We start from the raw sequence: 22240 nt of genomic DNA on the forward strand, positions 1-22240 counted from the left end.
TCGAGCGATTGCACATTTTGCACAATTCGAGAAAGCTCACTTCTCTCATCCACACTGATTCGAGTCGGGGAGCCACTGATAATCCGCTCGTAGCCGCGGAAGGAATCGCGAATTTCAATACCCGAATTGGAGATGACGTACTCGCGGATGCCCTTGTCGTGCCAGGATCCCCGCATTTTGAAGACGTTGAGGGCCCGCGCCATCTCGCCCCGAATCTCCACATACTGCAGCAGAATAATCGTGTCGGTAATGGTGGAGATGTGGGACTCGGTGATGGAATGGGATCCCATGAATTGGTCAGTAGTATTGGTGAAAAAGCCAGTAATCTCCTCCTGCTTGGCTAGGCTAGTTACACCAATTACAAACTGCCGAAAAGCGTCTTGGCTCACGCCCCGCGCCAGCGCTGAGAGGGAGTCGATGGCCATGCGGGAAGGCTTGAAGGCCATCATCTCCGCTTTGATCCGCTGCAGGTGGTCTTCCAGACCGGCCGACTCCGGGTAGGTGCAAATGATCTTGAGGAGGCCCTGCCGTTCAAACCCCTCCAGGTCAATGCCCCAGGAGGAGGCATTGCGGGAAAGCTGCGCCCGCGACTCTTCATAGGCAAAGAGGAGGCAGCGCTCTCCGTTCAGGCAGCCCCGCTCGAGAAACTTGCTCACCAGCGAAGTCTTGCCGGTTCCCGTGGCACCGGTGGCCAGGATAATTGAGTCCTTGAAGAAGCCGCCGCCGCACATCTCGTCTAGCTTCTCAATCCCAGAAGAGATGCGCACATTGGAGGAGCGCTGCGTGAGTTGCATCGCCCCCAGGGGGAAGATGCTGATCCCCTCGTTGGTGATGGTAAAGGGATATTCCCCCTTCATGTGGGTGGTGCCACGCAGCTTCAAGATCTCAATGGTGCGCCGCCGCTTCTCGCCCTCCAGGATGTTGCGCAGGATCACCACGTTGTCGGAGACAAATTCCTCCACCCCGTAGCGGGCAATGGGGCCGTACTCTTCGGTGCGCTCGGTAGTCATGACAGTGGTGACGTTGGCCTGCTTGAGGCGGGCCGTTAGGCGGAAAAGCTCCCGCCGCACCACGCCGGCAGGCTCGTATTGCTGAAAGATGGCTGTTACCGAGTCGATGGCAACCCGCTTGGCCTTGTATTTGCGGATGGCATATTGAATGCGCTCGATGAGGGCTGATAAATCGAAGTTGCCGCTTACTTCGTAGCCCTCTGGATCCGGGGAGGCATCCAGAATGAAGAGCTGGCCTTTGTCAATGAGGGCCTGCAGATCCCAGCCAAAGCTGGAGGCGTTGCGGATAATGTCAGCAGGGGTTTCCTCAAAGGTAACGAAGATCCCTGGCTCTTGGTACTTGACAATGCCGTTGTAGAGAAACTGCAAAGCAAACAGCGTCTTGCCAGTGCCCGAGGTGCCGCTAACCAAGGTGGTGCGCCCCAGGGGCAGCCCGCCATGGCTGATGTCTTCAAAACCTTCAATGCCCGTTTGCTTTTTGGGGATCCCGCGCAGCTCGGGGCTGCCGTTGCGGCAGCTGGGTAGGATCCCCTCGGCAGCAGGGTCCTGCAGGTTTTCCGGCTCAGAGGGTCCCAATGGCTGGCTCATCCCACTCTCTCCCGTAATTTGTCTTAATCCTCTTCGTCTGCTTCTTGGCAGAGCAGATCTAGGCCGATGAGCACCTTCTCGCGGTTGGACAAATCGCCAATAATCTTGCGCACCGGCGGCGGCAGAATTTTGGCCAAGGTCGGTGTTGCCAAGATCTTATCCTCCTCTGCCAGCTGCGGGTTCTTCAAAACATCGATCACCTTCAGGCTGTACACACCGCGGAACTCCTTTTCCAGGATGTCTTGCAAGGTGTTGAGGGCGCGCAGAGAAGTGGGGGTGTTGCCCGCCACATAAAGCTTTAGGACATAGGCTTTGGGACTGGACATAGTTAGGGATCCCTGGGAGCAGGCTTGGGAAGGGAGCGGCGGTACATTTCGCTTAGGTGAGCCATCACGTCGATAAGGGTAAGGCGGTAATCCAGCAGGATCTCTTCGCTGCGACCTTCCAACCTTAGTTGCTTAGCAAAATCCTCCATTAGGTTCATGTGCAACTCCAGCAGTTGGGCAGCACCGATGTCGGCAAAAAAAGCAAGCGCCACCAGCTCGTCAATGCGGGCGTTGACCGTCTCAGGAGACTGAAAATACTCCAAGACAATGGCCTGGTAAAGATTGCGCAGCCGCCGCAGGAGGGCCTGTTGCTCTGCAGGGGGCAGGTGGCGATAAAACAGGGCGGGATCCCGATGGTAGTACACCCCAGCATAGCCCAGCCGTTCTCTCAGCTTTTCTGCCAGCCGCTGCTGCTGCCGGTGGCTGTGGGCTAGGTAGGACTGATCCTCAGGGTGAGGCTGGGCTGGCGGTAAGCTGCAGAGGGGAGAAACCTGGAGAAAGAAGGCAATGGCCCGACTGATGAGCAGCTCCAAGGTGGAAGGGGAAGCCGCAGTCGGGGGGCAAAGCAGCTCTTGGGGGGAGACTAGGCGAACGAGGGTGGCGTTATGGTAGATTATTTGCTCTCGCTTTAGCCAAGCTCTAGCCTCGGGGGAAAGGGGCTCTGCAGAGGGGTTGGCCGCGTTTTCGAGTTGGCTCTCTGGTGTCTCCGCAACTATAGCCACCACTGTTGGCAACAGCAACCCCTGCCTGCAGAGCTGGTGGCCTAGCCCCTCCAGCAGGGGTAGCCGCTCCAGCGCTACCAAGAACACTAGGCAGTCTGGATGGCTCTCCTCCTGTTGCAGGGCTTCTAGGAGAGACTGCGGATCGGGGAAGACCTCAATGACAAACCGGTCTGGCGACAGCAAAGCCTCTAGCGCCAGCTGCTTTTCCTCGGCTGGCTCCCATGCAAGTAAGAAGCGAATGTGCAGCGGATGGGCGCTGGGCTTCAACAGGATATAACGATTAAGAACCGTCTCTGAGATCTTAAATCTTTCTAAACCTGCCTGAAATCTGCCTCGGCCCCCAGCGCTAGCTACTCAAGAGGCCTACACTGGGGGGTGGATAGCTTCTAGGACCTCATGCTGCCTTTGATTATCGATTGTGACCCTGGCCAAGACGATGCTGTAGCCCTGCTGCTGGCGCTGGCCTCGCCTGAGCTAGAGGTACTGGGCATTACCACGGTAGCTGGCAATGTCTCTCTGGAGAAAACCAGCCGCAATGCCCGGCAGATCTGCGAGTTGGCCGGTTGTCCGCAGATGGGGGTCTACGCCGGCTGTCCCCGCCCGTTGTTGCGCCCGTTGAAAACGGCTGAGGAGGTGCACGGCAAGAGCGGGATCGACGGGGCGAATTTGCCAGAGCCGCAGATGCCGCTGGGATCCCGGCACGCCGTGCAATTTCTCGTTGAGACGCTGAGGGGGGCGCAGCAGCCGGTTACGGTGGCGCTTCTGGGCCCGATGACCAACCTGGCGGTGGCCCTGGTGCAGCAGCCCCAGATTGTGGAGCGCATCGGACGGCTGGTGTTTATGGGAGGATCCGCTTTTGAAGGCAACGTTACTCCTGCTGCCGAGTTCAACATCCTCACTGATCCCCACGCTGCCCAGATTGTCCTCAGTGCCGGGATCCCCGAAGTGGTCATGCTCGGCCTCAACGTCACCCAACAGGTCCTCAGCACCCCAGAGCGGATTGAGCGCATCCGCGCCCTAGGCACCCGTGTTGGGCAAACGGTAGCCAACATGCTTACCTTCTACGGCAAGTTTGATGTCCAGCGCTACGGCCTGCCAGGAGGGCCCCTGCACGATCCCTGTGTCATCGCTTACCTGTTGCAGCCGCAGTTGTTTGAGCTCAAACCCTGCTACGTAGAGGTGGACACCGTCAGCCCGCTCAACCTAGGCCGGACAGTGGTGGATCGCTGGGGCCTTAGCGGCCGCCCGGCCAACGTGCAGGTGGCCTTTGGGGTGGATGCAGAGGGATTCTACCGCCTGCTCACCGAGCGCCTGGGCCGCTACCGCTAGGTGAAAGAGGAAAAGATGAGCCAGACTCCCCTAGCTCTCTTTGGCAAACCGGCGTGGTTGAACTTGCCCACTGCCATTACTCTACTGCGGCTGGCAGGGATCCCCTTTATCCTGTTGGGGCTGCACCTCAGATCCCCCCAGGGGGAAAGACTAGCCTTCTGGGCGTTTCTGCTAGCGGCGGTAACCGATTGGCTAGACGGCCAGCTGGCCCGTCGCTATGGCCTAGTTACCGACTTGGGCAAGGTCTTGGATCCCTTGGTGGATAAGCTGCTGGTGCTGGCGCCGCTATTGGGCCTAGTGGAGCTGGGACGGATCCCTGCCTGGGGGGTCTTCTTGGTGGTGGGGCGAGAGCTGGCCATTGCTGGGTGGCGAGCCAACCAAGGTCAGGTTCGCGGCGCCAATCTCTGGGGCAAAGCCAAGACAGCTGCCCAAATTCTGGCCATTTCCCTGCTAATTCTGAATTGGCCGGCTGGGATCCCCTGTTTTTGGGTAGCGGTGGCCCTTACCTTAATTTCGGGGCTGATCTACCTGCGCAGCAACCATGCCGCCGCAACTCCCTCCTCCACAAAAGACTCTCTGGCCTGACAACCTCCCCGAGCAGCGCATCCTTGGCCTTGACCCAGGCTTAGGGAGGGTGGGTTTTGGCTGTATCCTGGCAAGCTCCGACGGCCTCCAGTCCTTGGACTATGGCGTAATCAGCACTCCTGGGGATCAGCCCCTCCACGAAAGGCTGCAGACTCTCTACGAGGATTTAAGGGAGCTCCTGCGGCAGCTGCAGCCTCAGCAGGTGGCCCTGGAAAAACTCTTTTTCTACAAAATGGGCAACACCATTCCCATTGCCCAGGCGCGGGGGGTAATCCTGCTCGTCTTGGCCCAGCATCACCTGGCGCCGGTGGAGTTTACCCCTGCCCAAGTGAAGCAAAGCCTCACAGGCTACGGCCGCGCTGACAAACAGGCCATCCAGGCTGCCGTGGCCCGCGAGCTCAACTTGCCCAGCCTGCCCCGCCCCGACGATGCTGCCGATGCCCTAGCTATTGCCCTCACCCTCTGGCACCACCGCTTTGCCTAGGGCTCTTTTGGGATCGCTAGACTAGATTAGGAGCGCAACCTGCAAAAGCCCTATGCCTTTCTCTTCTGTGGACGTTCGCGAGCTGCCCCTATTTCCCTTGCCAGAGGTGGTGCTGTTTCCGGGCCGTCCCCTGCCGCTGCACATTTTTGAGTACCGCTACCGCATGATGCTCAACACCATCCTGGAGACGGATCGGTGCTTTGGGGTGCTGATGTTCGATCCCCAGAAGGGCTCCCCTGTCCAAGTGGGCTGTTGTGCGGAGGTCGTCCAGGTGCAAAGGCTGCCAGACGACCGCATGGATATTTTGACCGTGGGACGGCAGCGCTTCCGCGTGCTGAACTACAGGCGAGAAAAGCCTTTCCGGATTGGATTGGTGGAGTGGATAGAGGACGAGCCCCCTCAGGGCGATCTCCAAGACTTGGTCAATCAGGTTTCTACCCTGCTTCAAGATGTGGTACGCCTCTCCAGCAAACTGATGGAACGGGAGGCAGTGCTGCCGGACCCGTTGCCCACTAACCCTACAGAGCTATCCTACTGGGTTGCCAGTCACTTCCATGGAGCCCCTCGCGAGCAGCAAGCGCTGCTGGAAATGGTTAGCACAGAAGCTCGGCTGCGGCGGGAAGTCGAGATCCTGGAAGCGACCCGCAAGCACCTAGCTGCTCGCACTGCCCTTAAGGACCTCTTTTCCAAGAGTTCTTGAGCTAGCCTCGGAGAGTTGAGGTTGCCAAAAAGCGGAGCAGGTAAATGTCGACGGGCTTGCAAGTGCGCTGGTGCCACGATATCCGCCAGATCCCCGCTTCTGCCTGGCACGCCCTGCAGACGGAGCGCACCTCTCCCTTTTTGGAATACGAGTGGCTGTACAGCTTAGAGGCTTCCGGCTGTGCCAGCCCCAAGACGGGTTGGCTGCCTTGTCACCTCCTGGTGGAGGCAGGGGGGCAACCGATTGCGGCGGCCCCCTTGTATTTGAAAAGTCATAGCCAAGGCGAATTTGTCTTCGACCAGGAGTGGGCTGCGGTTGCCGCCCAACTGGGAGAACGCTACTACCCTAAGCTCATTGGCATGGCTCCTTTTACGCCGGCCACCGGCTATCGCATTCTCGTCCATCCAGACTACTCGGAAGCAGAAGTGTGGCCCTTGATGTTGGCTGCCATCGATCGCTTCTGCCAAGATAACGACATTTCTGTGTTTAGCCTGCTCTATGTGGATTTGGAGTGGCGATCCCAACTAGAAGCTGATGGGTTTACTCCCCGAATTACCCACAATTACCAGTGGCACAATCCTGGCTATCGCTCTTACGAAGATTTTTTAAGCCAGTTCAATGCTAACCAGCGGCGCAATATCAAACGAGAGCGAGCCGCAATGGAAAAAAGTGGCATAGAACTCAAGATCTACACCGGTGAGGAAATTACGCCACGCCTCCTCTCTCTCATGTACGACTTCTATAGCAATACCTGTGCTCAATTTTGGAACTGGAGCAAATACCTTAACCGCCGTTTTTTTGAATCCCTCTATCCTAACTACTGCCAGCGACTGGTGCTAGTAGCCGGGGAGCGAGACTCGCAAGTGATAGGAATGTCTTTCTGTGTTCGCAAAGGGGATCGCCTCTTTGGGCGCTACTGGGGCTGCCGGGAAGAGGTGAAGTTTTTGCACTTTAATGTTTGCTATTACGAACCCATTGCCCTGGCCATCCGGGAAGGGATCCGCAACTTCGACCCCGGGGCTGGAGGATCCCACAAGATTCGGCGGGGATTTCCAGCCACCCCCGTGTATAGCTACCACCGTTTCTACCGCCCCAGGCTAAAACAGGTTCTGATCCCCTATCTGAACCGCGTCAACCCTCTCATGTTGGCTGAGCTGGAGAGGGTAAATCAAAACGAGGTTCCCTTTCGAGAAGACGTTTTGCCCTCTTTGTCAGCCTTGACCCAGAGATAAGGGGCCCTTTTGGGAGGTGGGAAGGGGGCGTATCTAGCTTGTCTTGAGCCCTAGGCTCTTTGCTCCAGCAGCAGGGAAGTTGGGGACAGGCAAGCCAGGATCTTAGAGCGCTTGGAAGTCCTCTAGGTTTACCACTGGATAAGCTTTTTCTGAACGGCTGCCATACACAGGGCAACGCGAGCGTTGATTTCATCCTCAGATCCAAAAATATCGAGCTTTTCTTTGAGCCTTTGAATACAGTTTTGTACAGTCTTTTTGCTGGTGTGGATGCGGTCAGCAATAGCCTGGTCGGTGAGGGCCTCCTTGCAGAGCAGGTTCAAGACCTCGATTTCCCGCTCCGTTAGCCTCGTTAGGCCCCGCAACTCTCGCGGCATGCGCAATTCCCCGTTGAGAGCACTTTTGGCTCCTTCCAAAAAGACGCTGCGCCGCTCCATTTTGTTGACGGCGGCAAATCCACCCTGGTGCTTGCTAATTAGGTCCACCAGGGGGGTTAGCAGCAAGGGCTCGCTGGAGTAAACCATCACGTTAAGGGTGGGGTAGTTCTCGAAAATATGGCGCAACAACTCTAGACCTGGCTCAGCAGACTGCTCGCCGCTGCTTTGACCATAGAGCAAGTCGGCCACCACCAAGTCTGGCTGCTCCCGCTGCAACCGCCGGATGGCGTCCATCGGATTGGAAACGGCAATACACTGGGCCTCGGCTGCAATCCGCTGTAGCCACTCGCAATTGTTTTGAGCAACCTCAGGATGATCCTCGACCACCAAAAACTTGAGCGGGGCAGTTCGACTCTCAACTTCAGACATCGATTCCTTCCTTCAGCTCCCCTGCTACACCTTGCAGTCTAGGGATCCTACCAGCAAGCTACCCCAGTGTAGCCTTAAGTTTGGCTGGGAAAGGCATATCCAGCTAGGCTAGAGAGTGATGTCGACCGACCCCTAACCGTGGTACCCCTGCAGGATCGCAACCCAACCACCCGCACCGCCTACGTCACCTACACCCTAGTGCTTATCAATATCCTGGTTTTTGTGTATGAGCTTACCCTATCGCCGCGAGAACTGGTAGTTTTTTTCCGAGAGTGGGCAGTGGTGCCAGCAGAACTGACGGCCAGCTTTCGGGGGGAGGCCATCTCTTCGCTGCGCCCCGAATGGATAACTCTATTTACCTCACAATTTTTGCATGGGGGCTTTCTGCATCTCGGCGGCAACATGCTCTTTTTGTGGGTCTTTGGCAACAATGTTGAGGATCGCCTGGGCCACGTGCGCTACCTCATTTTTTACCTAACTTGTGGAGCCTTGGCCGCCCTAGCCCAGTGGTTTTTCGATATGGAGTCCACCATTCCCTCTCTAGGAGCAAGTGGGGCCATCGCAGGGGTGTTGGGAGCTTATATCTTGCGTTTCCCGCAGGCGGAGATCCTAACTCTGGTACCCCTGGGCATTTTTACCACAACCGTCTACATTCCTGCCTGGGTATTCCTAGGTTTTTGGTTTGTGCAACAGGCGTTTTATGGTATTGCCAGCTTGCAGACTCCTATCAATATTGGCATGGAGGGTGGAGGGATCGCCTACTGGGCCCATGCAGGCGGCTTTGTGTTTGGGGCCATCTTAGGGCCGCTGATGGGTTTGTTTTCCGGCAAGAGCCCCTACGACTACCAAGCCACTCTGCGACAGCGCGACAGAGATCCGTTTGATTAGATCATTCAGAGGCCAGCTTGATAGGAGCAAATTATGGTCAGTCTGTCTGCCAAGCCCCTAACTCTGGAAGAGTTTCTGCGGCAGCCAGAAACTCAGCCCGCCAGCGAATTCATTGAGGGAGAGATTATCCAGAAGCCCATGCCACAGGGAAAGCACAGCCTACTGCAGGGGGAGCTAACTTCTTTTATCAACGCAAACCTCAAACCCAAACGCCTCGGATGGGCATTTCCAGAATTGCGCTCCACCTTTGCCGGCTATGCCATTGTGCCCGATATCTCTGTCATTGCCTGGGATCGGATCCCTGTGGATGAGGATGGCACCATTCAAAACCTCATACCCTTTTGCCCAGATTGGGTGATCGAGATTCTCTCTCCCGATCAAAATCAAACGAAGCTGGTCAAAAAAATCTTGATTGGCTTGGCCCACGGCTGCCAGATGGGGTGGATCGTAGCTCCCGAAGAAAGGGTCGTTTTCGCCTATCCTGCCGGACAGCAGCCAACAGTGCATGAGGATCCACAAGAGGTTATCCCCGTTCCCGCTTTTGCCCAAACGATCCAACTGACGGTTGGAACGTTGTTTGGCTGGATGCGAGTTCAAGCCAGTGGAGAAAAAAGCCAAGGCTAGCTACGCCAGCGGCGTGTCCTGCCGACGAGCTGCCCCAGCTTCCCTCTCCTCAATTTGGCTCAGGGGTGTAAAGGGCAGGGGCTTGGGCAACTGCTGGACCAGCGGAGGCCAGTTCCTGCCGCAGTAGAGCCACCAGGGCATTGGTGGACTGGTCGTAGAGGCTGGTCACCAGCTTGGGATACAGCCCAATGCCAATGACAGGGATAAGCAAACAGGCAATGATGAACACCTCCCGCGGCTCGGCATCCACCAATTCTTCGTGGGCGGTGAGCTCTTTGTTTTCTGGCCCAAAGAAAATCTGGCGCAGCATTGACAGCAGGTAGATGGGAGTCAGGATCACCCCGACAGCTGCTAAGAAAACCACCACCAGCCGGAAGGGAAGGGAGTAGGCATCGCTGGTGGCCATGCCGATAAAGACCATCAGCTCAGCCACAAAGCCGCTCATGCCAGGCAGGGCCAGAGAGGCCAGCGAGCAGGCGGTGAACATGGAGAAAATCTTGGGCATCTTCAGGCCAACGCCGCCCATTTCCTCCAGCTCCAGCGTATGGGTGCGGTCGTAGGTGGCCCCCACCAAGAAGAATAGGCTGGCCCCAATTAGCCCGTGGGAGATCATCTGCAGCATGGCGCCGCTCATGCCGGTCTCCGTCAGGGATCCAATCCCGATGAGGACAAAGCCCATGTGGCTAATGGAGGAGTAGGCAATCTTGCGCTTGAGGTTGCGCTGGGCAAAGGAGGTGAGGGCGGCAAAGATAATGTTCACCACCCCCAGCACGATTAAGACCGGCGCAAAGTAGAGATGGGCATCCGGCAGCATGCCCGCGTTCATGCGCATTAGGGCATAGCCCCCCATCTTGAGCAGGATCCCGGCCAGCAACATGTGAACTGGCGCCGTGGCTTCGCCGTGGGCATCGGGCAGCCAGGTGTGCAGGGGGAAAATGGGCAGCTTTACTCCGTAGGCAATCAGGAAGGCCCCGTACAGCAGCACCTGCAAGTTTAGCGGATAGGCCTTATGGGCCAGATCCGTCATGTCAAAGCTGATGGGATCCCCGTAGAAGGCCATGGCCAGGCCCGCCACCAGGATAAACAGCGAGCTGAGGGCAGTGTAGAGAATGAACTTGGTAGCCGCATAGAGGCGGTGATACCCCCCCCAAATAGAGAGGAGCAAATACACCGGGATCAGCTCCAGCTCCCACATTAGGAAGAACAGCAACATGTCCTGCACGGCGAACACCCCAATCTGCCCGCCGTACATGGCCAACATGAGAAAGTAAAATAGGCGCGGCTTGAGGGTAACCGGCCAAGCGGCCAAGATGGCAAGCGTGGTTACAAAAGCTGTGAGCAAAATGAGCGGCATGGAAAGGCCATCTGCCCCCACCGACCAGCTCAAGCCCACCTGCGGCACCCAGGGGTAACGCTCCAGCAATTGCAGCCCGGCCTGAGCGGGGTCGTAGCCGACATAGAAACCCGCTAGCAGAATCAGCAGGTCAGTGACCGCAACAAACAGGGCAAACCAGCGGATCCGCTCTGCCAACTTTTGGGCATAGGCGCGGGTGCTGGGATCCCCGGCCGGCGCCGGGATCAACGGGATAAAGAGAGCAGCTACCACCGGGTAGACGATGACCGTGGTTAGCCAAGGAAACTCGTACAAGCTAGGCAGCGCCATGAAGGGAACCTCGGTTACGCCAAGTTCATATTGGGGAAGGGACGTCAGCTGCAGCAGACCTCCCTCTCCTGGGAGGCCCCTGAGTCTCTTCACTCAACAACCCCCAGGACTATCTTAAGGCGCTTTCCCAGTTGTCCCCCTTTGCTTCTAGCCGGGATCGCTGCTCCAGAAAACTGCATCCCCGGGGAGGGATAACCTCCCTGGCCATGCGCGCTCGTCCCTGGACAAGGCTACCGCCGCTAGAGTAGAAGTAGTTCTTAACAATTCAAGCCAGATCTGTCTCCTGCAGACAGCTAGGAGAGGCTCAAAGATGGCACTGCATGCGGAGTTGCACCGCCACCTGGGCGGCTCAGTTGTTCCTAGGATCCTATGGCGCTATTTGCACCGCCATGGCTCTCCCTTGGCGGAGCGCTTTCCCGACTACGCCGAATTTGAGGAATTTTACACCCGCCCCCGCAACACCCTGGAGGAGTACCTAGAGCTGCACACGCTGGTGGAGCAGGTGCAGACCCTAGAAAGCTTACCCTATTTCATCTACCGCCTCATTCGAGGGGCCTATGTCTTTGAAGACTTGGCCTATCTAGAAATTCGCTACACCCCCTACCTGCGCACGGACCCCAGCCTCGACGAGGCAGATCGCCTCAAGCAAATGCGGCAAGTCATTGAGATAGTGGGGCAGGCCTGCCAGCAGCGAGAATATCCCATCATCACCACGCAGATTGTGTGTTTGCACTCCCGCCTGCCTAGCCACATCAACCGTGCCATGGTTGAGGCAGCCGCTGAGTCGGAGTATGTGAGTGGCATTGACCTGGCCGGCGGAGATAAGGCCTACAGGGAGCGGCTGGACGAGTGGATTGAGCTCTTCAAGTATGCCCTGGCCCGCGGCCTCAAAACTACTGCCCACCTCTATGAGACGCTGGATGGCTGCTATCCAGAGCTGCTGCCCTACGTTCTGCGGATTGGCCATGGTATTCAGATCCCTCTCCACTACCCAGAGCTCCTGCCAGAGCTAGCACGGCGGGGCCAATGTCTGGAAGTTTGCCCTACCACTTACTTGAAGACAGGGACGCTGCCCAGTTTGGAGCCTCTCAAGATTGTCTTCGACCGCTGCTTTGCGGCAGGGGTGGATATTGCTATCTGCACTGACAACGCTGGCCTGCACAATGTGCGCCTGCCGTTTGAGTACGAGAACCTACTGACCCACGACATCATTGATTTTGAGCAGCTCAAGCGTTGTCAGGAGGCGGCTTTTCGCCACGCTTTTGCTTGGCCTTACAAAGAGTACCCAGCCTTGTTGTTGTCAGAGCTCCAGCGGTCGGCATCAACTTCCTTGGTAGCTTTGTAGACCAGAGTGGGATTGCTTGCTTGACGCCTCCACCCAGGCAGGGGCTTGCTCATGTTGGAACATCTCTTGACCCGTGGCCTGATTGTCCTAATCCGAGGTTACCAGGTGGCCATCTCCCCTCTGCTACCACCTGCCTGTCGCTACTACCCCACCTGCTCCCAATACACCCTGGAAGCGGTGCGGCGCTACGGTGCCATCCGAGGCAGTTGGCTAGGGATCCGCCGCCTCTGCCGCTGTCACCCTTGGCATCCGGGGGGCTACGACCCGGTGCCCGACTTGCCAGGATCCGCATCTGACTGTCGCCCCCGCCGAGATGGGTCCACCGTTGGACTCGTAAAGGCGCTGTCAAGACGCCCCTAGACAGTTCCTAGTTCCGCTTACTGACTGGCTTTCGGCACTGTCCGGGGTAGCGGGACGGAGGGTTACCAAGGTACTCTGCTGGGTTTTGCTGGCTCCCCCCTTCTGCGAACCCAGCGGCTTTTTTCTAGCGGGATCCCTCCCGCAACAGCACCAAAATGACTCCGGCAATAATGCTGATGGTGGCCCCAGCAATGAGGCTGGTGGCTAGACGTTCTAGCCGTTCTCCGCTGCTCTGAGCGGTGTCGAATTTAAAAGTCAGTTTTTCCAGGTCGCCTGACATTTTCTCGACGCCCTCCGAGAGCTTTTGGGTATCTCCTGCAAGCCGATCGATCCGATCCAGAATCTCCCCTTGTTGTTGGCTGAGGCGAGCTATTGCCTGGCTGTTGGTCTCAGCCAAGCGCTCGAGCCGCTCCAGGCGCTCTTCTGTTGAAATCGTCATGGGGGCTCACAGCAAGGCACCAATTCTATGCTACCCTCCGCTATCCAGTACAAGCTGAAGGGGACGGCCTCCCATTCTGTTGAGCTGGGTGCGATAATCTTGAGAGCGGGCAGTCTTGTGCACTAGCCGCCATGCCGTCCAAAGATCCAACTTCTCCGCCCAAGGCCGAGTCGTCAGCGAGGAAAACCCCTGCCACCTTGGAATCCCGCACCTGGTGGCAGACCCAGCGGGAGAACCTGCTGACAGTAGTGCTGGCGCTCCTGTTGGCCTTTGGCATTCGCACCTTTGTGGCGGAGGCGCGCTGGATCCCCTCGGATTCCATGCTGCCCACCTTGGAAGAAGGGGATCGGCTGGTGGTGGAGAAGGTCAGCTACCGCTTCAGCGCCCCCAGACGCGGCGATATCATTGTCTTCTACCCACCTGCCAAGCTGAACTTCGACGGGGCCTACATCAAGCGGGTGATTGGCCTGCCAGGGGATCGCATTCGCATTGCCGAGGGCAAGGTGATCGTCAACGGCATTCCGCTCCAGGAGAACTACATCTACGCTCCCCCCGACTACTCCTGCCCCGGCGAGCGCTGCCCTGGTGTGCCCAACCAGGGATCTGAATTTGTTGTCCCTCCTAACTCTTACTTTGTCATGGGGGACAACCGCAACGATAGCCAGGACTCACACATCTGGGGCTTTTTGCCGAAAGAAAACATTATCGGCAACACCATCTTTCGCTTTTGGCCACCTCACCGCCTGCGCTTTTTCACCCCGCCCACCTATCCTGAGCTCTCTGCAGCGGCAGCTCAAGCCTCAAGCCTATCCCCGTAGCAACCTCCTAGCAAGGCCGCTCAAGGACATACTCCACCATCTGAAACAAAGCCTGGCGTGCTTCAGAGTCCGGCAGAACCTCCAGGGCCTCGGCCGCCCGTTGGGCATAGTCGCGCGCCAACTGGCGGGAGCGCGGGATCCCCTCACTTTGGTAGACCCACTCCAAGACCTGCTGGAGATCCTGGGGCTCGGCCAGCTCTCGGAGGATGAGCTCCCGCATCTGCGGGAACTCCTCTAGAGCAAACAAAACGGGTGCTGTCAGGTTGCCTTGGATAAGGTCGGATCCCACTGGCTTGCCGAGCCTCTCCGCCGAGGCGGTGAAATCCAGCAGATCGTCTACGATTTGGAAGGCAATGCCTAGGTCGCGGCCGAAGTCAAAGAGGCGATCGGCCACCTCGGGACTAACCCCGCTCAGGAGACCCGCTGCCTTAGCACTGCCAGAAATCAGGGAAGCGGTTTTGTAGAAGGTTTTGGCCAGGTACTCTTCCAGGGATACGTCGGGATCAAAGCGAGAGAGGCTCTGGCGCACCTCTCCCTCTGGCAGGTCCATGATGACTTTGGACAGGAGCTTCACTACCTCCAGATTGTCCAGGTTGGCCAAGTACCAGGCTGCCTGCCCAAACAGGTAATCCCCTGCCAGCACCGCCACCCGGTTATCGAAAAGGGTGTTGACTGTGTTGACGCCGCGCCGCACCGTAGCAGTGTCAATGACGTCGTCGTGCACCAGGCTGGCGGTGTGGATCATCTCGGTAATTTCCGCCAGGCGCCAATGCTGGGGGGTGATCTCCCCATCGGGCGTAGTGGCCCGCGCAATCAGGAGCACAATTGCCGGTCGGATCCCTTTCCCCCCCACTGAAAACAGATGTTCAGCAGCCATGGCCAGAATGGGGTGTTTGGCGCTAACTAGCCGCGCCAAGTTCTGGCGCAAACGCTCTAGATCCGCTTCTACGGGGCCAAAGGGGGAGAGTACAGAGGTCATGAAGCCAAGCGATGAGAGGATTTACAAAATTTCATATCTCCCCTTATTGTAGAGCACCTCCACCTGCTTGGGGAAAAGCAAGCGGTATCATGCAGACAGTTCTCTACCTCTCTTATGACCGATCCTATCCCCCCGCTTCAGACTGGCTCTACTCCTCCGCCCCCTGGAGAACCCGATTGGGAGGAGGAGTGGGAACTAGCGCTGGAGCGCCCCCCCCTCTCGGGGCGGGCCCAGCCTCACCGCCACACTCCCCAATCACGGCGCAAGCTCATTCACCGCCTGGCTCGCATTGAGGGGCATGTGCGCGGGATCCGCGCCATGATTGAGGAGGATCAACCCTGCCCGGATGTGCTGCTACAAATTGCCGCCGTCAAGGGAGCCCTGGATCGGCTGGCGCGGCTTATCCTCAACGATCACATCCGCCACTGCATCCGCCATGCCGTTGAGAGCGGTAACCTTGAGGTGGAGCTGGAAGAGTTGCAGCGGGCTCTGGATCACTACCTCAGCTAGGGCATGGCGGCGGTGTTGCTGGCAGGAGTCTGGGCATACCGCTGCAGCAGAGCGGCACTTTTCAGTTGCCACTGCAGGCCCATGAAGGCCCAGTCGAGGAACTCATTGATCTCCTCCTGGCTAAACTGCATGGCCTTGCCGATTGCAAAAATCAGGTCCTCTTCTTTTTCTCCCAGCTCATTGTTGACCACCGCCATCGCTGCCAGATCGCGGAGGATTAAAGCCCCGGCTGCATTGTGTAGAGGAGGAATCTGGCCAATGTCGAGGATTGGGCCCGTCTCCTCCGCCAGGTAGCCCTGAGCGACCTCCTTGTCAATGCCCATTCCTTCAGCAATCCGTAGAAAGAAGTGGGTTTCCTCTTCATCTAGATGGCCGTCCGCGCGGGCTACTGCAATCAGGGCTTTGAGGTAGAGCTGGCGCTGCTCTTCGGTCAAGTCGCTGTAGGTAATCATGGAACTGTGGGTAGCCTTGGGTTTCCTCTTCAACTTTGCCATGAAGATCCTTCTCTGGGCTTGAGTCGGCACTTTTGCTGGTAGGGGGGAAATTGACTAGAATAGAAAGCCTGTGTTGATCGACCAGCCGACCCAGCCTCTAGGAAGAGACCTGCAGCAGTGGCGAGGTGGTCGATTTCTGTTTCCTAGACAACTCCACACGGCTTGCGGAGCATCTCCAAGGAGCAGATACCCCATGGTTAAGTTGCGGCTCAAGCGTTTTGGAAAAAAGCACCAACCCAGCTATCGCATCATTGCTATTGACAGTAGGTCTCGCCGAGAAGGTCGCCCGCTGGAGGAGTTGGGCTACTATAACCCACGTACCAAGGAGACGGTTCTGGAGACAGCGGGCCTACTCAAGTGGCTGCGGCGCGGTGCCAAGCCCACGGATACGGTAGACAGCCTCCTTAGAAAGGCTGGCATCTATGAGATGTTGAAGGCCGGTGAGGGTGGCGTGGTGGCCTCGATTCGTATTCCAGCCATTGCCAAGTCTGAAGCCGGGCTCCCTCCCGAGGAATCTGGCGAGAAGGCAGAGCAGGCAGAGGAAACACCTCAGCCTGAGGAGGCCACTGAGGCCTAGGTTCAGCTACGCTGGCGGTTAGGTTGAGTTTTGCCTCCCATGCCAGATTACGAGACCCTTGCCCATCTTTTGATTGAGCCGCTCCTTAGCAGCGGCCCCCTGCAGACAGATGTGGAAACCACCTGTGGAGGACGCAAGGTCTGGTTGCGGCTAGCCTTTGATCCCAAAGATCGCGGTCGGGTGTTGGGGCGAGGTGGGCGTACCTTGCAGGCCATTCGGCAGGTGATGACAGCGGCAGCCCAGTTGGCAGGGCAATCGCTGTACATCGACATCTACGGCGAGTCAGGAGAGCGAGAATGAGCCAGATCCTGACCTTCTTGGGGAAGGGGGGTACAGGCCGAAGCACTCTAGCTGTGGCCGTGGCGCGGGCAGCAGCCCAGCAGGGGCGGCGGGTGCTGCTAGTGGGCCATCAGGCGGGGCCGGGGTTGGAGATGCTTCTAGGTGGGATCCCACTTTCTGGCGAGCCGGTAACCATTGCTGCCAATTTGGACGTAGTGCAGCTGCGCACAACCCAGCTTCTGGAGCGGTACTGGACGGCGGCCAAAGAGCTGGGAGCTCAATACCTGCGCACTCCCCTTTTCCAAGAGATCTACGGGCAAGAGCTGGGGGTGTTGCCAGGGATGGATCAGGCTCTGGCTCTGGAAGCCCTGCGCCGCTACGAGGCCAGCGGTCAATACGACTGCATCCTCTACGATGGCCCGGGGGATCTGACCACCTTGCGGGCTTTTGGCATCCCGGAGGTGGCCAGTTGGTACTGGCGGCGAGCTTCCCAGGCTTTCCTCCAATCCGATTTGGCCAAAACTCTCCTTCCCTTCGTCGAGCCGCTGCTACGCTCTGTAACAACACTGGAGTTCTCGTCCTTAGAGGATTTGCTAACTCGCCTGGGGGGGATGACTAACCTCTTCGAAGAGGGGCGCCGTGCTCTTGCCAATCCGCGCCGCGTGTTGGCCCACTTGGTAACCACCCCGGATCCGATGGCCGTGCAGACTGCTCGCTACCTCTGGGGCAGTGCCCAAATGGTGGGACTGACAGTGGCTGGCCTCTGGGTCATGCCGCTGGTTCCTGGAGAGGTGTCGGCGGCTGAGTTTTCTCCTCTGCCGGTGCGCACCCTGCCGCAGCGCCAGGGATCTGACTGGTCAGCGTTGGAGGAAGCGGTAAGTGGGATCTTTGCCGTGCCCGAAGTGCCGCCGCCTGTAGCCATTGACGAGGGATCCGGCACTGTGAAGCTGTTTCTTCCCGGCTTTAGCAAAGCCCAAATCGAGCTAAGCCAATCTGGGCCAGAACTGACCATCACCGCCGGGGATCAGCGGCGCAACTTGTGCTTGCCCCCCACCCTGGCAGGCCGGCAGGTAAGCGGAGCCAAGTTTCAGGAGCCCTTCTTGATCATCAGCTTTGCCTAGAGATCCCGATTGCTAGTGGCAGCCGCGGGGCAGAGTTCTAGAGAGGGGGCATGTTGGCCAAGCGGATCATTCCCTGTCTGGATGTGGCGGCGGGGCGGGTGGTCAAAGGGATCCAGTTTGCGCAGCTGCGCGATGCCGGCGATCCGGTGGAACTGGCCCAGGCCTACGACCGGGCAGGAGCCGATGAATTGGTTTTCTTGGACATTACTGCCACTCACGAGGAGCGGAGGATCTTGCTGGAGGTGGTGCGACGCACCGCCGAGCAGGTGTTTATCCCCCTCACGGTGGGAGGCGGGATCCGGGATGTGGAAGGTATCCGGCAACTGTTGCGGGCCGGGGCCGACAAGGTGAGCCTCAACTCGGCGGCGGTTCGGGATCCAGATCTCGTTACCCAAGCCAGCCGCCGCTTTGGCTCCCAGTGCATCGTGGTGGCCATTGACGCCCGTGCTAAACCCCAAGGGGGGGGATGGGAAGTGTACGTGCGCGGTGGGCGGGAGCCAACAGGGCTGGACGCGGTGGAGTGGGCCAAGACAGTTGCCGAGCGCGGGGCAGGGGAGATCTTGCTCACCAGCATGGACACCGACGGCACCCAAGCTGGCTACGACCTGGAGCTGACGCGGCGGGTGGTTGAGGCAGTGCCGGTGCCAGTGATTGCCTCAGGAGGAGCAGGAGGGTGTGCCCACATCCGCCAAGCTCTCCAAGAGGGGGGGGCAGAAGCAGCCCTGTTGGCTTCGCTGCTCCACTACGGCCAGCTGACGATTGAGCAGATCAAAGCTGACTTGGCTGCCCACGGTATTCCGGTGCGTCGCTAGCTTTGGGAGGGATCTGTGCAGACTCCAGAGCTGGCCGCTCTCCTACCCAAGGTGTGCCGCCTGGCAGAAGCAGCAGGGCAGGCCATCTTGCTCTTTTATCGGCAAGGATCGCTGCAGGTCGAACGCAAAGCAGATGCCTCCCCCCTAACTGAGGCGGATCTGGCTGCCCACCGCCTAATCTTGCAGGGCCTGCAAGATCTGACCCCTGCGATCCCCGTGCTGTCGGAAGAATCCGGCGGCATTCCCTACGGAGAGCGCCACCAGTGGCAACAGTTCTGGTTGGTGGATCCCCTAGATGGCACGCGCGAGTTTCTCGAAGGCAGCGGCCAGTTTACTGTCAACATTGCCCTTGTCGAGGCAGGGATCCCCATCTTAGGCGTCGTCCATGCCCCAGCGCTGGGTCTTACCTACAGGACTGCGCGAGGGCTGGGGGCCTACAAAGGCGATGAACCCATCCGCGCCCACCCGCCCGCCCAGCCGCCTTTGCAGGTGGTGGCTAGCCGCTCCCACAGAGACGCGGAAACAGAGCGGTTTCTGGAGCGGCTGCAACGGCGCTACGGTTCTCTCGAAGTCAAGTCCGTGGGCAGCGCCCTCAAGTTTTGCCTGGTGGCCGAGGGATCCGCCCACCTCTACCCCCGCTTTGGCCCAACCCTGGAGTGGGATACGGCTGCTGCCCACTGCCTTGTCGAGCAGGCCGGGGGAAGTGTCACAGATCTGAAGGGGGAACCCTTGCGCTACAACAAGCCAGACTTGCACAACCCACCCTTCATGGTGGCGGCTGCGGGCGCAGCCTACCTGTGGCAAGACCTGCTCCCCTGAGGCAGACCTACATCCCCATTTCAACAGGGTTGAACCCCTCCGGAAACTTGGTGTACTCGTCGTAGAGGGCGCCGCGAAAGCGGGTGTTGGTGATGACGGCTCCGCGCAGATCGGCGCCAAGGCGCAGATCGGCCCGGCTGAGATCGGCCTCGCTGAGATCGGCTCTGAGCAACTTGGCTCGGTAGAGGTTGGCCCCCCGCAGATCGGCCTTGACCAGCTTGGCCCCGATGAGGTTCACCCGCCGCAGCTTGGCTCCGCGCAGGTCAGCCCCTGAGAGATCCGCCCCTGACAAATCTGCCTCGCGCAGGTCCGCCCCACTTAAGTCTGCCTCCCGCAGGATAATCCCCCTCAAGCTGACACCACTCAACTGGGCCCCGCTCAGGTTGGTTCTAGAAAAATCCCGCTGGCCAGAGGCATAAGCCTGCAACAGTTGCTTGGCATCCAGGAGAGGCTTGATACTCGCTGTTGTCATCGCTGCTTGGTCTCTTGCAAAGACGTAGGACGGCTATGCTAGCCCCGCTAGAGGCAGACCAATGGACCCTTGGCCTAGCTTACTACATCTCCTGGCTTGGGAAAGCCCAACCCCCCTCGGAGTCTTCAAAGCAGATCAATTTCGCGGCGCAGACTTTCTAGCTCTGCATCTACCTTGCTCTCGCTAGTGGCAGCAGATGGCTCTCGAGGCAGAGCCTTCTGCTCTCCAGCGGTCAATTGGCCCTGTATTGCTGCCTTCAGCATCCTCAGCTCGTGATCCACATCCGCTCCACCTGCTTCTAGGGCAGCAAACTGCTGTTCCAAGTTGTCTACTGCCAGCTCCGCCACTGCCGCTGATTGGGCCTCCAGGGCGTTTACCTTCTCTTCCATCCGCTCGAAGGCAGCAAAGGCGCTAGTGGCGTCCACCCGTCCAATGACCTGGTTAATTTGCTGGGAAGCCTTGGCCGCCCGGGCCCGCGCAATGAGCATATCCTTCTTGGTCTTGGCCTCGGCAATCTTGCTCTCTAGCTTGGTCATGTTGGTTTTCAGGAGCTCCACCTGCCTGGTTTGCTCATCCAACTGCCGTTTTAGACTTTGGGCGGTTTCGGCAAAGGTTTTCTTGCGCACTAGCGCTTCCCGGGCCAGCGCCTCGTTGTTGTTGCGCAAAGCCAACTCGGCGCGCCTGTGCCACTCCTCCACGCTTTGCTGCGCCTGCTCATACTGCCGCTCCAGGCGCTTCTGGGCAGCAATGGCCTGGGCAACTGCCTGCCGCATTTGGTAGTGATCCTCGGCCATGTCCTGAATGGTTTGGTTCAGGATCTTCTCTGGATCTTCGGCGGCGTTGATCAACGCGTTGAGGTTGGCTCTAATGATTCGGCTGACCCGCTCGAACAATCCCATTGGTCGTTTCCCCCTGTTGCAGTTTGACCTAATGCTACCCTTGCCACTCCGGTGCCTTCCAGGGTCTCTACTCCAGTATAGGGATCCCTAAGCCAGAGAGAACTCTGCCTCTGGAGAGTAGCGGGCCCTTGAGAGCCCGCGGCACCTCCGGATCCCATCCCTGCGGCCTTTACTAGCTGGCTGGTGCTGGGCTGTGCTGGAATCGAACCAGCGGCTCCCACCGTGTCAAGGTGGTACTCTACCTCTGAGTTAACAGCCCTAGTGCCTAAAAGGCAGTAATTAATCATATCACCGAAAAAGGCGGCGCGGAAGCCCTGTGGGGGAGGTTACAGGCGCCAGTTGGCGGACTTGATCACGTTGCGAAAGTCGTGGATCACTGCTTCGCAGCGGCGAAAAAAAGCCAGTACCCAGTCCTGCAGCACCTTTTGCTGAGATTCGTCCAGCTCCTTGAGGGTGCCCCGGTAGTGGATTTGGCCGCTGCGCTCGATCTCGAACTGGTTGAGCCACTCGGCTAGGGATCCCTGGCGTTCTACCACTTCCTGCCGCGCTGCCTTCCAGTAGTTGACGATCACTGCCTTGCCCAAATAGCCGCTCGTGATCTGGCAGAGGCGATTGAGAGATTGCACGAAGACATCCATCTGCAGGCGGCTGCCTGTCGCTGCTGGCTGGGTTGCCTCCTCCTTTGCTGTGGGCTTGCCTTCTGCCAGGGTGGAGCTGGGTTGGGTAGGGTTCCGGACGGCCTCCGCCTGGCTGGTCAACAGGCGCAAGGTGGCCAGGCCCTTCGGCGTATCCTGTTGCAGCTCGGCTCGCAGGCGGTTAACGGCCAAGGTGTAAACCGGCATCACCAGCTCGTCATTGACTGCCACCAGCAACACCCACTCCGGCCCTAAGGGGTAGACAAAGACCCGTTGCTCGGCAAACTGAAAGTCAAAGTAGTCAAGGCCTGGGGGCATGGTTTCCAAAACCTGAAACAGCCCTTCGACAAGGGCTTGCTGCTGCCGGCTGTCCAAGTTCTGAAAAGAGCGATAGAAAAAAGGGCGGCCTGTCCGACTCAGGAGCGCCACCCCCATCACCCCCCGGATGGACAAAAAACTCTCGAGCGTTTCCTTCTCCATGCCCCTCAGGAGCCAACTCCGCCAACACAACTCCTATCCTGGCTCAGATTACCCGACACCGGCTGGCTACAGCCCATGACTCCTGTCTTTGCCAATCCTTGCCCAGTACAGGGCTTTCCGGCACTCTGACGCAGCCAATCCCCCTCGTCTGCAAAAACCTGATGAAACTGGAAAAAGCTGCGGCAAGGAAACCACAGCTGTTGCTAGCCAACGCTGTTGCGAACCTGCAGCTCTAGCTCCCCTCTCC

General features: G+C 58.4%; 26 protein-coding genes, 1 tRNA gene and 1 pseudogene. 16 read left to right on the forward strand and 12 right to left on the reverse strand.

From position 1 onward, the window contains the following. From kaiC to NW827_RS03000, 3 genes are all read right to left on the reverse strand, one after another. Positions 1-1598 (reverse strand): circadian clock protein KaiC (gene kaiC, locus NW827_RS02990; protein ID WP_414503321.1); only part of this gene is annotated, 1598 nt, incomplete at its 3' end. Between the two features lie 23 nt (positions 1599-1621). After that, the gene (kaiB, locus tag NW827_RS02995) at positions 1622-1924 is read right to left on the reverse strand and encodes a circadian clock protein KaiB (protein ID WP_414361499.1); all 303 of its coding nucleotides are present in this window, start codon (positions 1922-1924) and stop codon (positions 1622-1624) included. 2 nt (positions 1925-1926) lie between these two features. Beyond that, entirely contained in the window at positions 1927-2913 is a 987-nt protein-coding gene (locus NW827_RS03000) for a circadian clock protein KaiA (RefSeq protein ID WP_414503322.1), read from the reverse strand. 129 nt (positions 2914-3042) lie between these two features. Here NW827_RS03000 and NW827_RS03005 point away from each other — a divergent pair, with 129 nt between their 5' ends. From NW827_RS03005 to NW827_RS03025, 5 genes are read left to right on the forward strand one after another with little or no spacing between them, the layout of a single operon-like run. Beyond that, positions 3043-3975 (forward strand): nucleoside hydrolase, encoded by a 933-nt coding sequence (locus NW827_RS03005; RefSeq protein WP_414361496.1) that lies wholly within the window; start codon positions 3043-3045, stop codon positions 3973-3975. Positions 3976-4032: 57 nt separating this feature from the next. Next, complete coding sequence (pgsA, locus tag NW827_RS03010) at positions 4033-4560, forward strand: CDP-diacylglycerol--glycerol-3-phosphate 3-phosphatidyltransferase (RefSeq protein WP_414503343.1); 528 nt, start codon at positions 4033-4035, stop codon at positions 4558-4560. Then, a complete protein-coding gene (gene ruvC, locus NW827_RS03015) occupies positions 4517-5044 on the forward strand; it encodes a crossover junction endodeoxyribonuclease RuvC (protein ID WP_414403657.1) in 528 nt (175 codons plus the stop codon). The genes pgsA and ruvC overlap by 44 nt, the downstream gene beginning before the upstream one ends. Positions 5045-5096: 52 nt before the next feature. Then, complete coding sequence (locus tag NW827_RS03020) at positions 5097-5744, forward strand: LON peptidase substrate-binding domain-containing protein (RefSeq protein ID WP_414403656.1); 648 nt, start codon at positions 5097-5099, stop codon at positions 5742-5744. A gap of 44 nt (positions 5745-5788) precedes the next feature. Beyond that, positions 5789-6976 carry a GNAT family N-acetyltransferase gene (locus NW827_RS03025; protein ID WP_414361491.1) on the forward strand — a complete coding sequence of 396 codons (1188 nt, stop codon included), beginning with the start codon at positions 5789-5791 and terminating at the stop codon, positions 6974-6976. Between the two features lie 128 nt (positions 6977-7104). Here the strand turns inward: NW827_RS03025 and NW827_RS03030 are convergent, their stop codons facing one another. After that, positions 7105-7779, reverse strand: coding sequence for a response regulator transcription factor (locus NW827_RS03030; protein ID WP_414361489.1), 675 nt, complete (start codon positions 7777-7779; stop codon positions 7105-7107). 138 nt (positions 7780-7917) lie between these two features. Here NW827_RS03030 and NW827_RS03035 point away from each other — a divergent pair, with 138 nt between their 5' ends. After that, positions 7918-8667 (forward strand): rhomboid family intramembrane serine protease, encoded by a 750-nt coding sequence (locus NW827_RS03035; RefSeq protein ID WP_414403655.1) that lies wholly within the window; start codon positions 7918-7920, stop codon positions 8665-8667. A gap of 33 nt (positions 8668-8700) precedes the next feature. Next, the gene (locus NW827_RS03040) at positions 8701-9291 is read left to right on the forward strand and encodes a Uma2 family endonuclease (RefSeq protein ID WP_414403654.1); all 591 of its coding nucleotides are present in this window, start codon (positions 8701-8703) and stop codon (positions 9289-9291) included. 49 nt (positions 9292-9340) lie between these two features. Here NW827_RS03040 and NW827_RS03045 read toward each other — a convergent pair whose 3' ends face one another. Further along, complete coding sequence (locus NW827_RS03045) at positions 9341-10954, reverse strand: NAD(P)H-quinone oxidoreductase subunit 4 (protein ID WP_414403653.1); 1614 nt, start codon at positions 10952-10954, stop codon at positions 9341-9343. A gap of 310 nt (positions 10955-11264) precedes the next feature. Between NW827_RS03045 and NW827_RS03050 the strand changes: the two genes are divergently transcribed. After that, positions 11265-12299 (forward strand): adenosine deaminase, encoded by a 1035-nt coding sequence (locus tag NW827_RS03050; RefSeq protein ID WP_414403652.1) that lies wholly within the window; start codon positions 11265-11267, stop codon positions 12297-12299. Positions 12300-12350: 51 nt separating this feature from the next. Further along, positions 12351-12659 (forward strand): membrane protein insertion efficiency factor YidD, encoded by a 309-nt coding sequence (gene yidD, locus NW827_RS03055; protein ID WP_414403651.1) that lies wholly within the window; start codon positions 12351-12353, stop codon positions 12657-12659. A gap of 124 nt (positions 12660-12783) precedes the next feature. Here the strand turns inward: yidD and NW827_RS03060 are convergent, their stop codons facing one another. Further along, positions 12784-13098 (reverse strand): hypothetical protein, encoded by a 315-nt coding sequence (locus NW827_RS03060; RefSeq protein WP_414403650.1) that lies wholly within the window; start codon positions 13096-13098, stop codon positions 12784-12786. A gap of 131 nt (positions 13099-13229) precedes the next feature. Here NW827_RS03060 and lepB point away from each other — a divergent pair, with 131 nt between their 5' ends. Next, the gene (gene lepB / locus NW827_RS03065; protein WP_414361476.1) at positions 13230-13916 is read left to right on the forward strand and encodes a signal peptidase I; all 687 of its coding nucleotides are present in this window, start codon (positions 13230-13232) and stop codon (positions 13914-13916) included. A 7-nt stretch (positions 13917-13923) separates the two neighbouring features. Here lepB and sds read toward each other — a convergent pair whose 3' ends face one another. Continuing rightward, entirely contained in the window at positions 13924-14895 is a 972-nt protein-coding gene (sds, locus tag NW827_RS03070; RefSeq protein WP_414361474.1) for a solanesyl diphosphate synthase, read from the reverse strand. A 114-nt stretch (positions 14896-15009) separates the two neighbouring features. Between sds and NW827_RS03075 the strand changes: the two genes are divergently transcribed. Further along, positions 15010-15405 carry a metal-sensing transcriptional repressor gene (locus NW827_RS03075; RefSeq protein WP_414361472.1) on the forward strand — a complete coding sequence of 132 codons (396 nt, stop codon included), beginning with the start codon at positions 15010-15012 and terminating at the stop codon, positions 15403-15405. Here NW827_RS03075 and NW827_RS03080 read toward each other — a convergent pair. After that, positions 15402-15899, reverse strand: coding sequence for a DUF533 domain-containing protein (locus NW827_RS03080; protein ID WP_414403649.1), 498 nt, complete (start codon positions 15897-15899; stop codon positions 15402-15404). The two genes, NW827_RS03075 and NW827_RS03080, sit on opposite strands and share 4 nt — an antisense overlap. A 193-nt stretch (positions 15900-16092) precedes the next feature. On the opposite strand from NW827_RS03080, the pseudogene rpsP reads away from it, so the two are divergent. The 5 genes and pseudogenes from rpsP to cysQ all read left to right on the forward strand — a co-directional run. Then, positions 16093-16338 (forward strand): annotated as a pseudogene (gene rpsP / locus NW827_RS03085) (30S ribosomal protein S16); the annotation flags it as partial. 177 nt (positions 16339-16515) lie between these two features. Then, entirely contained in the window at positions 16516-16776 is a 261-nt protein-coding gene (locus tag NW827_RS03090) for a KH domain-containing protein (protein ID WP_414361468.1), read from the forward strand. Continuing rightward, entirely contained in the window at positions 16773-17876 is a 1104-nt protein-coding gene (locus NW827_RS03095) for an ArsA family ATPase (protein ID WP_414403648.1), read from the forward strand. The genes NW827_RS03090 and NW827_RS03095 overlap by 4 nt, the downstream gene beginning before the upstream one ends. Positions 17877-17926: 50 nt before the next feature. Continuing rightward, a complete protein-coding gene (hisF, locus tag NW827_RS03100) occupies positions 17927-18688 on the forward strand; it encodes an imidazole glycerol phosphate synthase subunit HisF (protein WP_414403647.1) in 762 nt (253 codons plus the stop codon). A gap of 15 nt (positions 18689-18703) precedes the next feature. After that, positions 18704-19507: a 3'(2'),5'-bisphosphate nucleotidase CysQ gene (gene cysQ / locus NW827_RS03105; RefSeq protein WP_414503323.1), complete on the forward strand. Its 804-nt coding sequence runs from the start codon at positions 18704-18706 to the stop codon at positions 19505-19507. A 7-nt stretch (positions 19508-19514) separates the two neighbouring features. Here cysQ and NW827_RS03110 read toward each other — a convergent pair whose 3' ends face one another. From NW827_RS03110 to NW827_RS03125, 4 genes are all read right to left on the reverse strand, one after another. Continuing rightward, complete coding sequence (locus NW827_RS03110; RefSeq protein ID WP_414361460.1) at positions 19515-19979, reverse strand: pentapeptide repeat-containing protein; 465 nt, start codon at positions 19977-19979, stop codon at positions 19515-19517. A gap of 125 nt (positions 19980-20104) precedes the next feature. Beyond that, positions 20105-20878 carry a PspA/IM30 family protein gene (locus tag NW827_RS03115; RefSeq protein WP_414403645.1) on the reverse strand — a complete coding sequence of 258 codons (774 nt, stop codon included), beginning with the start codon at positions 20876-20878 and terminating at the stop codon, positions 20105-20107. 187 nt (positions 20879-21065) lie between these two features. Continuing rightward, positions 21066-21137 (reverse strand) — tRNA-Val (locus NW827_RS03120). 67 nt (positions 21138-21204) lie between these two features. Continuing rightward, on the reverse strand, positions 21205-21993 hold the full coding sequence (locus NW827_RS03125) for a hypothetical protein (protein ID WP_414361457.1): 789 nt from the start codon (positions 21991-21993) through the stop codon (positions 21205-21207). Positions 21994-22240 lie beyond the last annotated feature (247 nt).

Source organism: Synechococcus sp. H70.1 (assembly GCF_047502705.1).
Classification (GTDB): domain Bacteria; phylum Cyanobacteriota; class Cyanobacteriia; order Thermostichales; family Thermostichaceae; genus Thermostichus.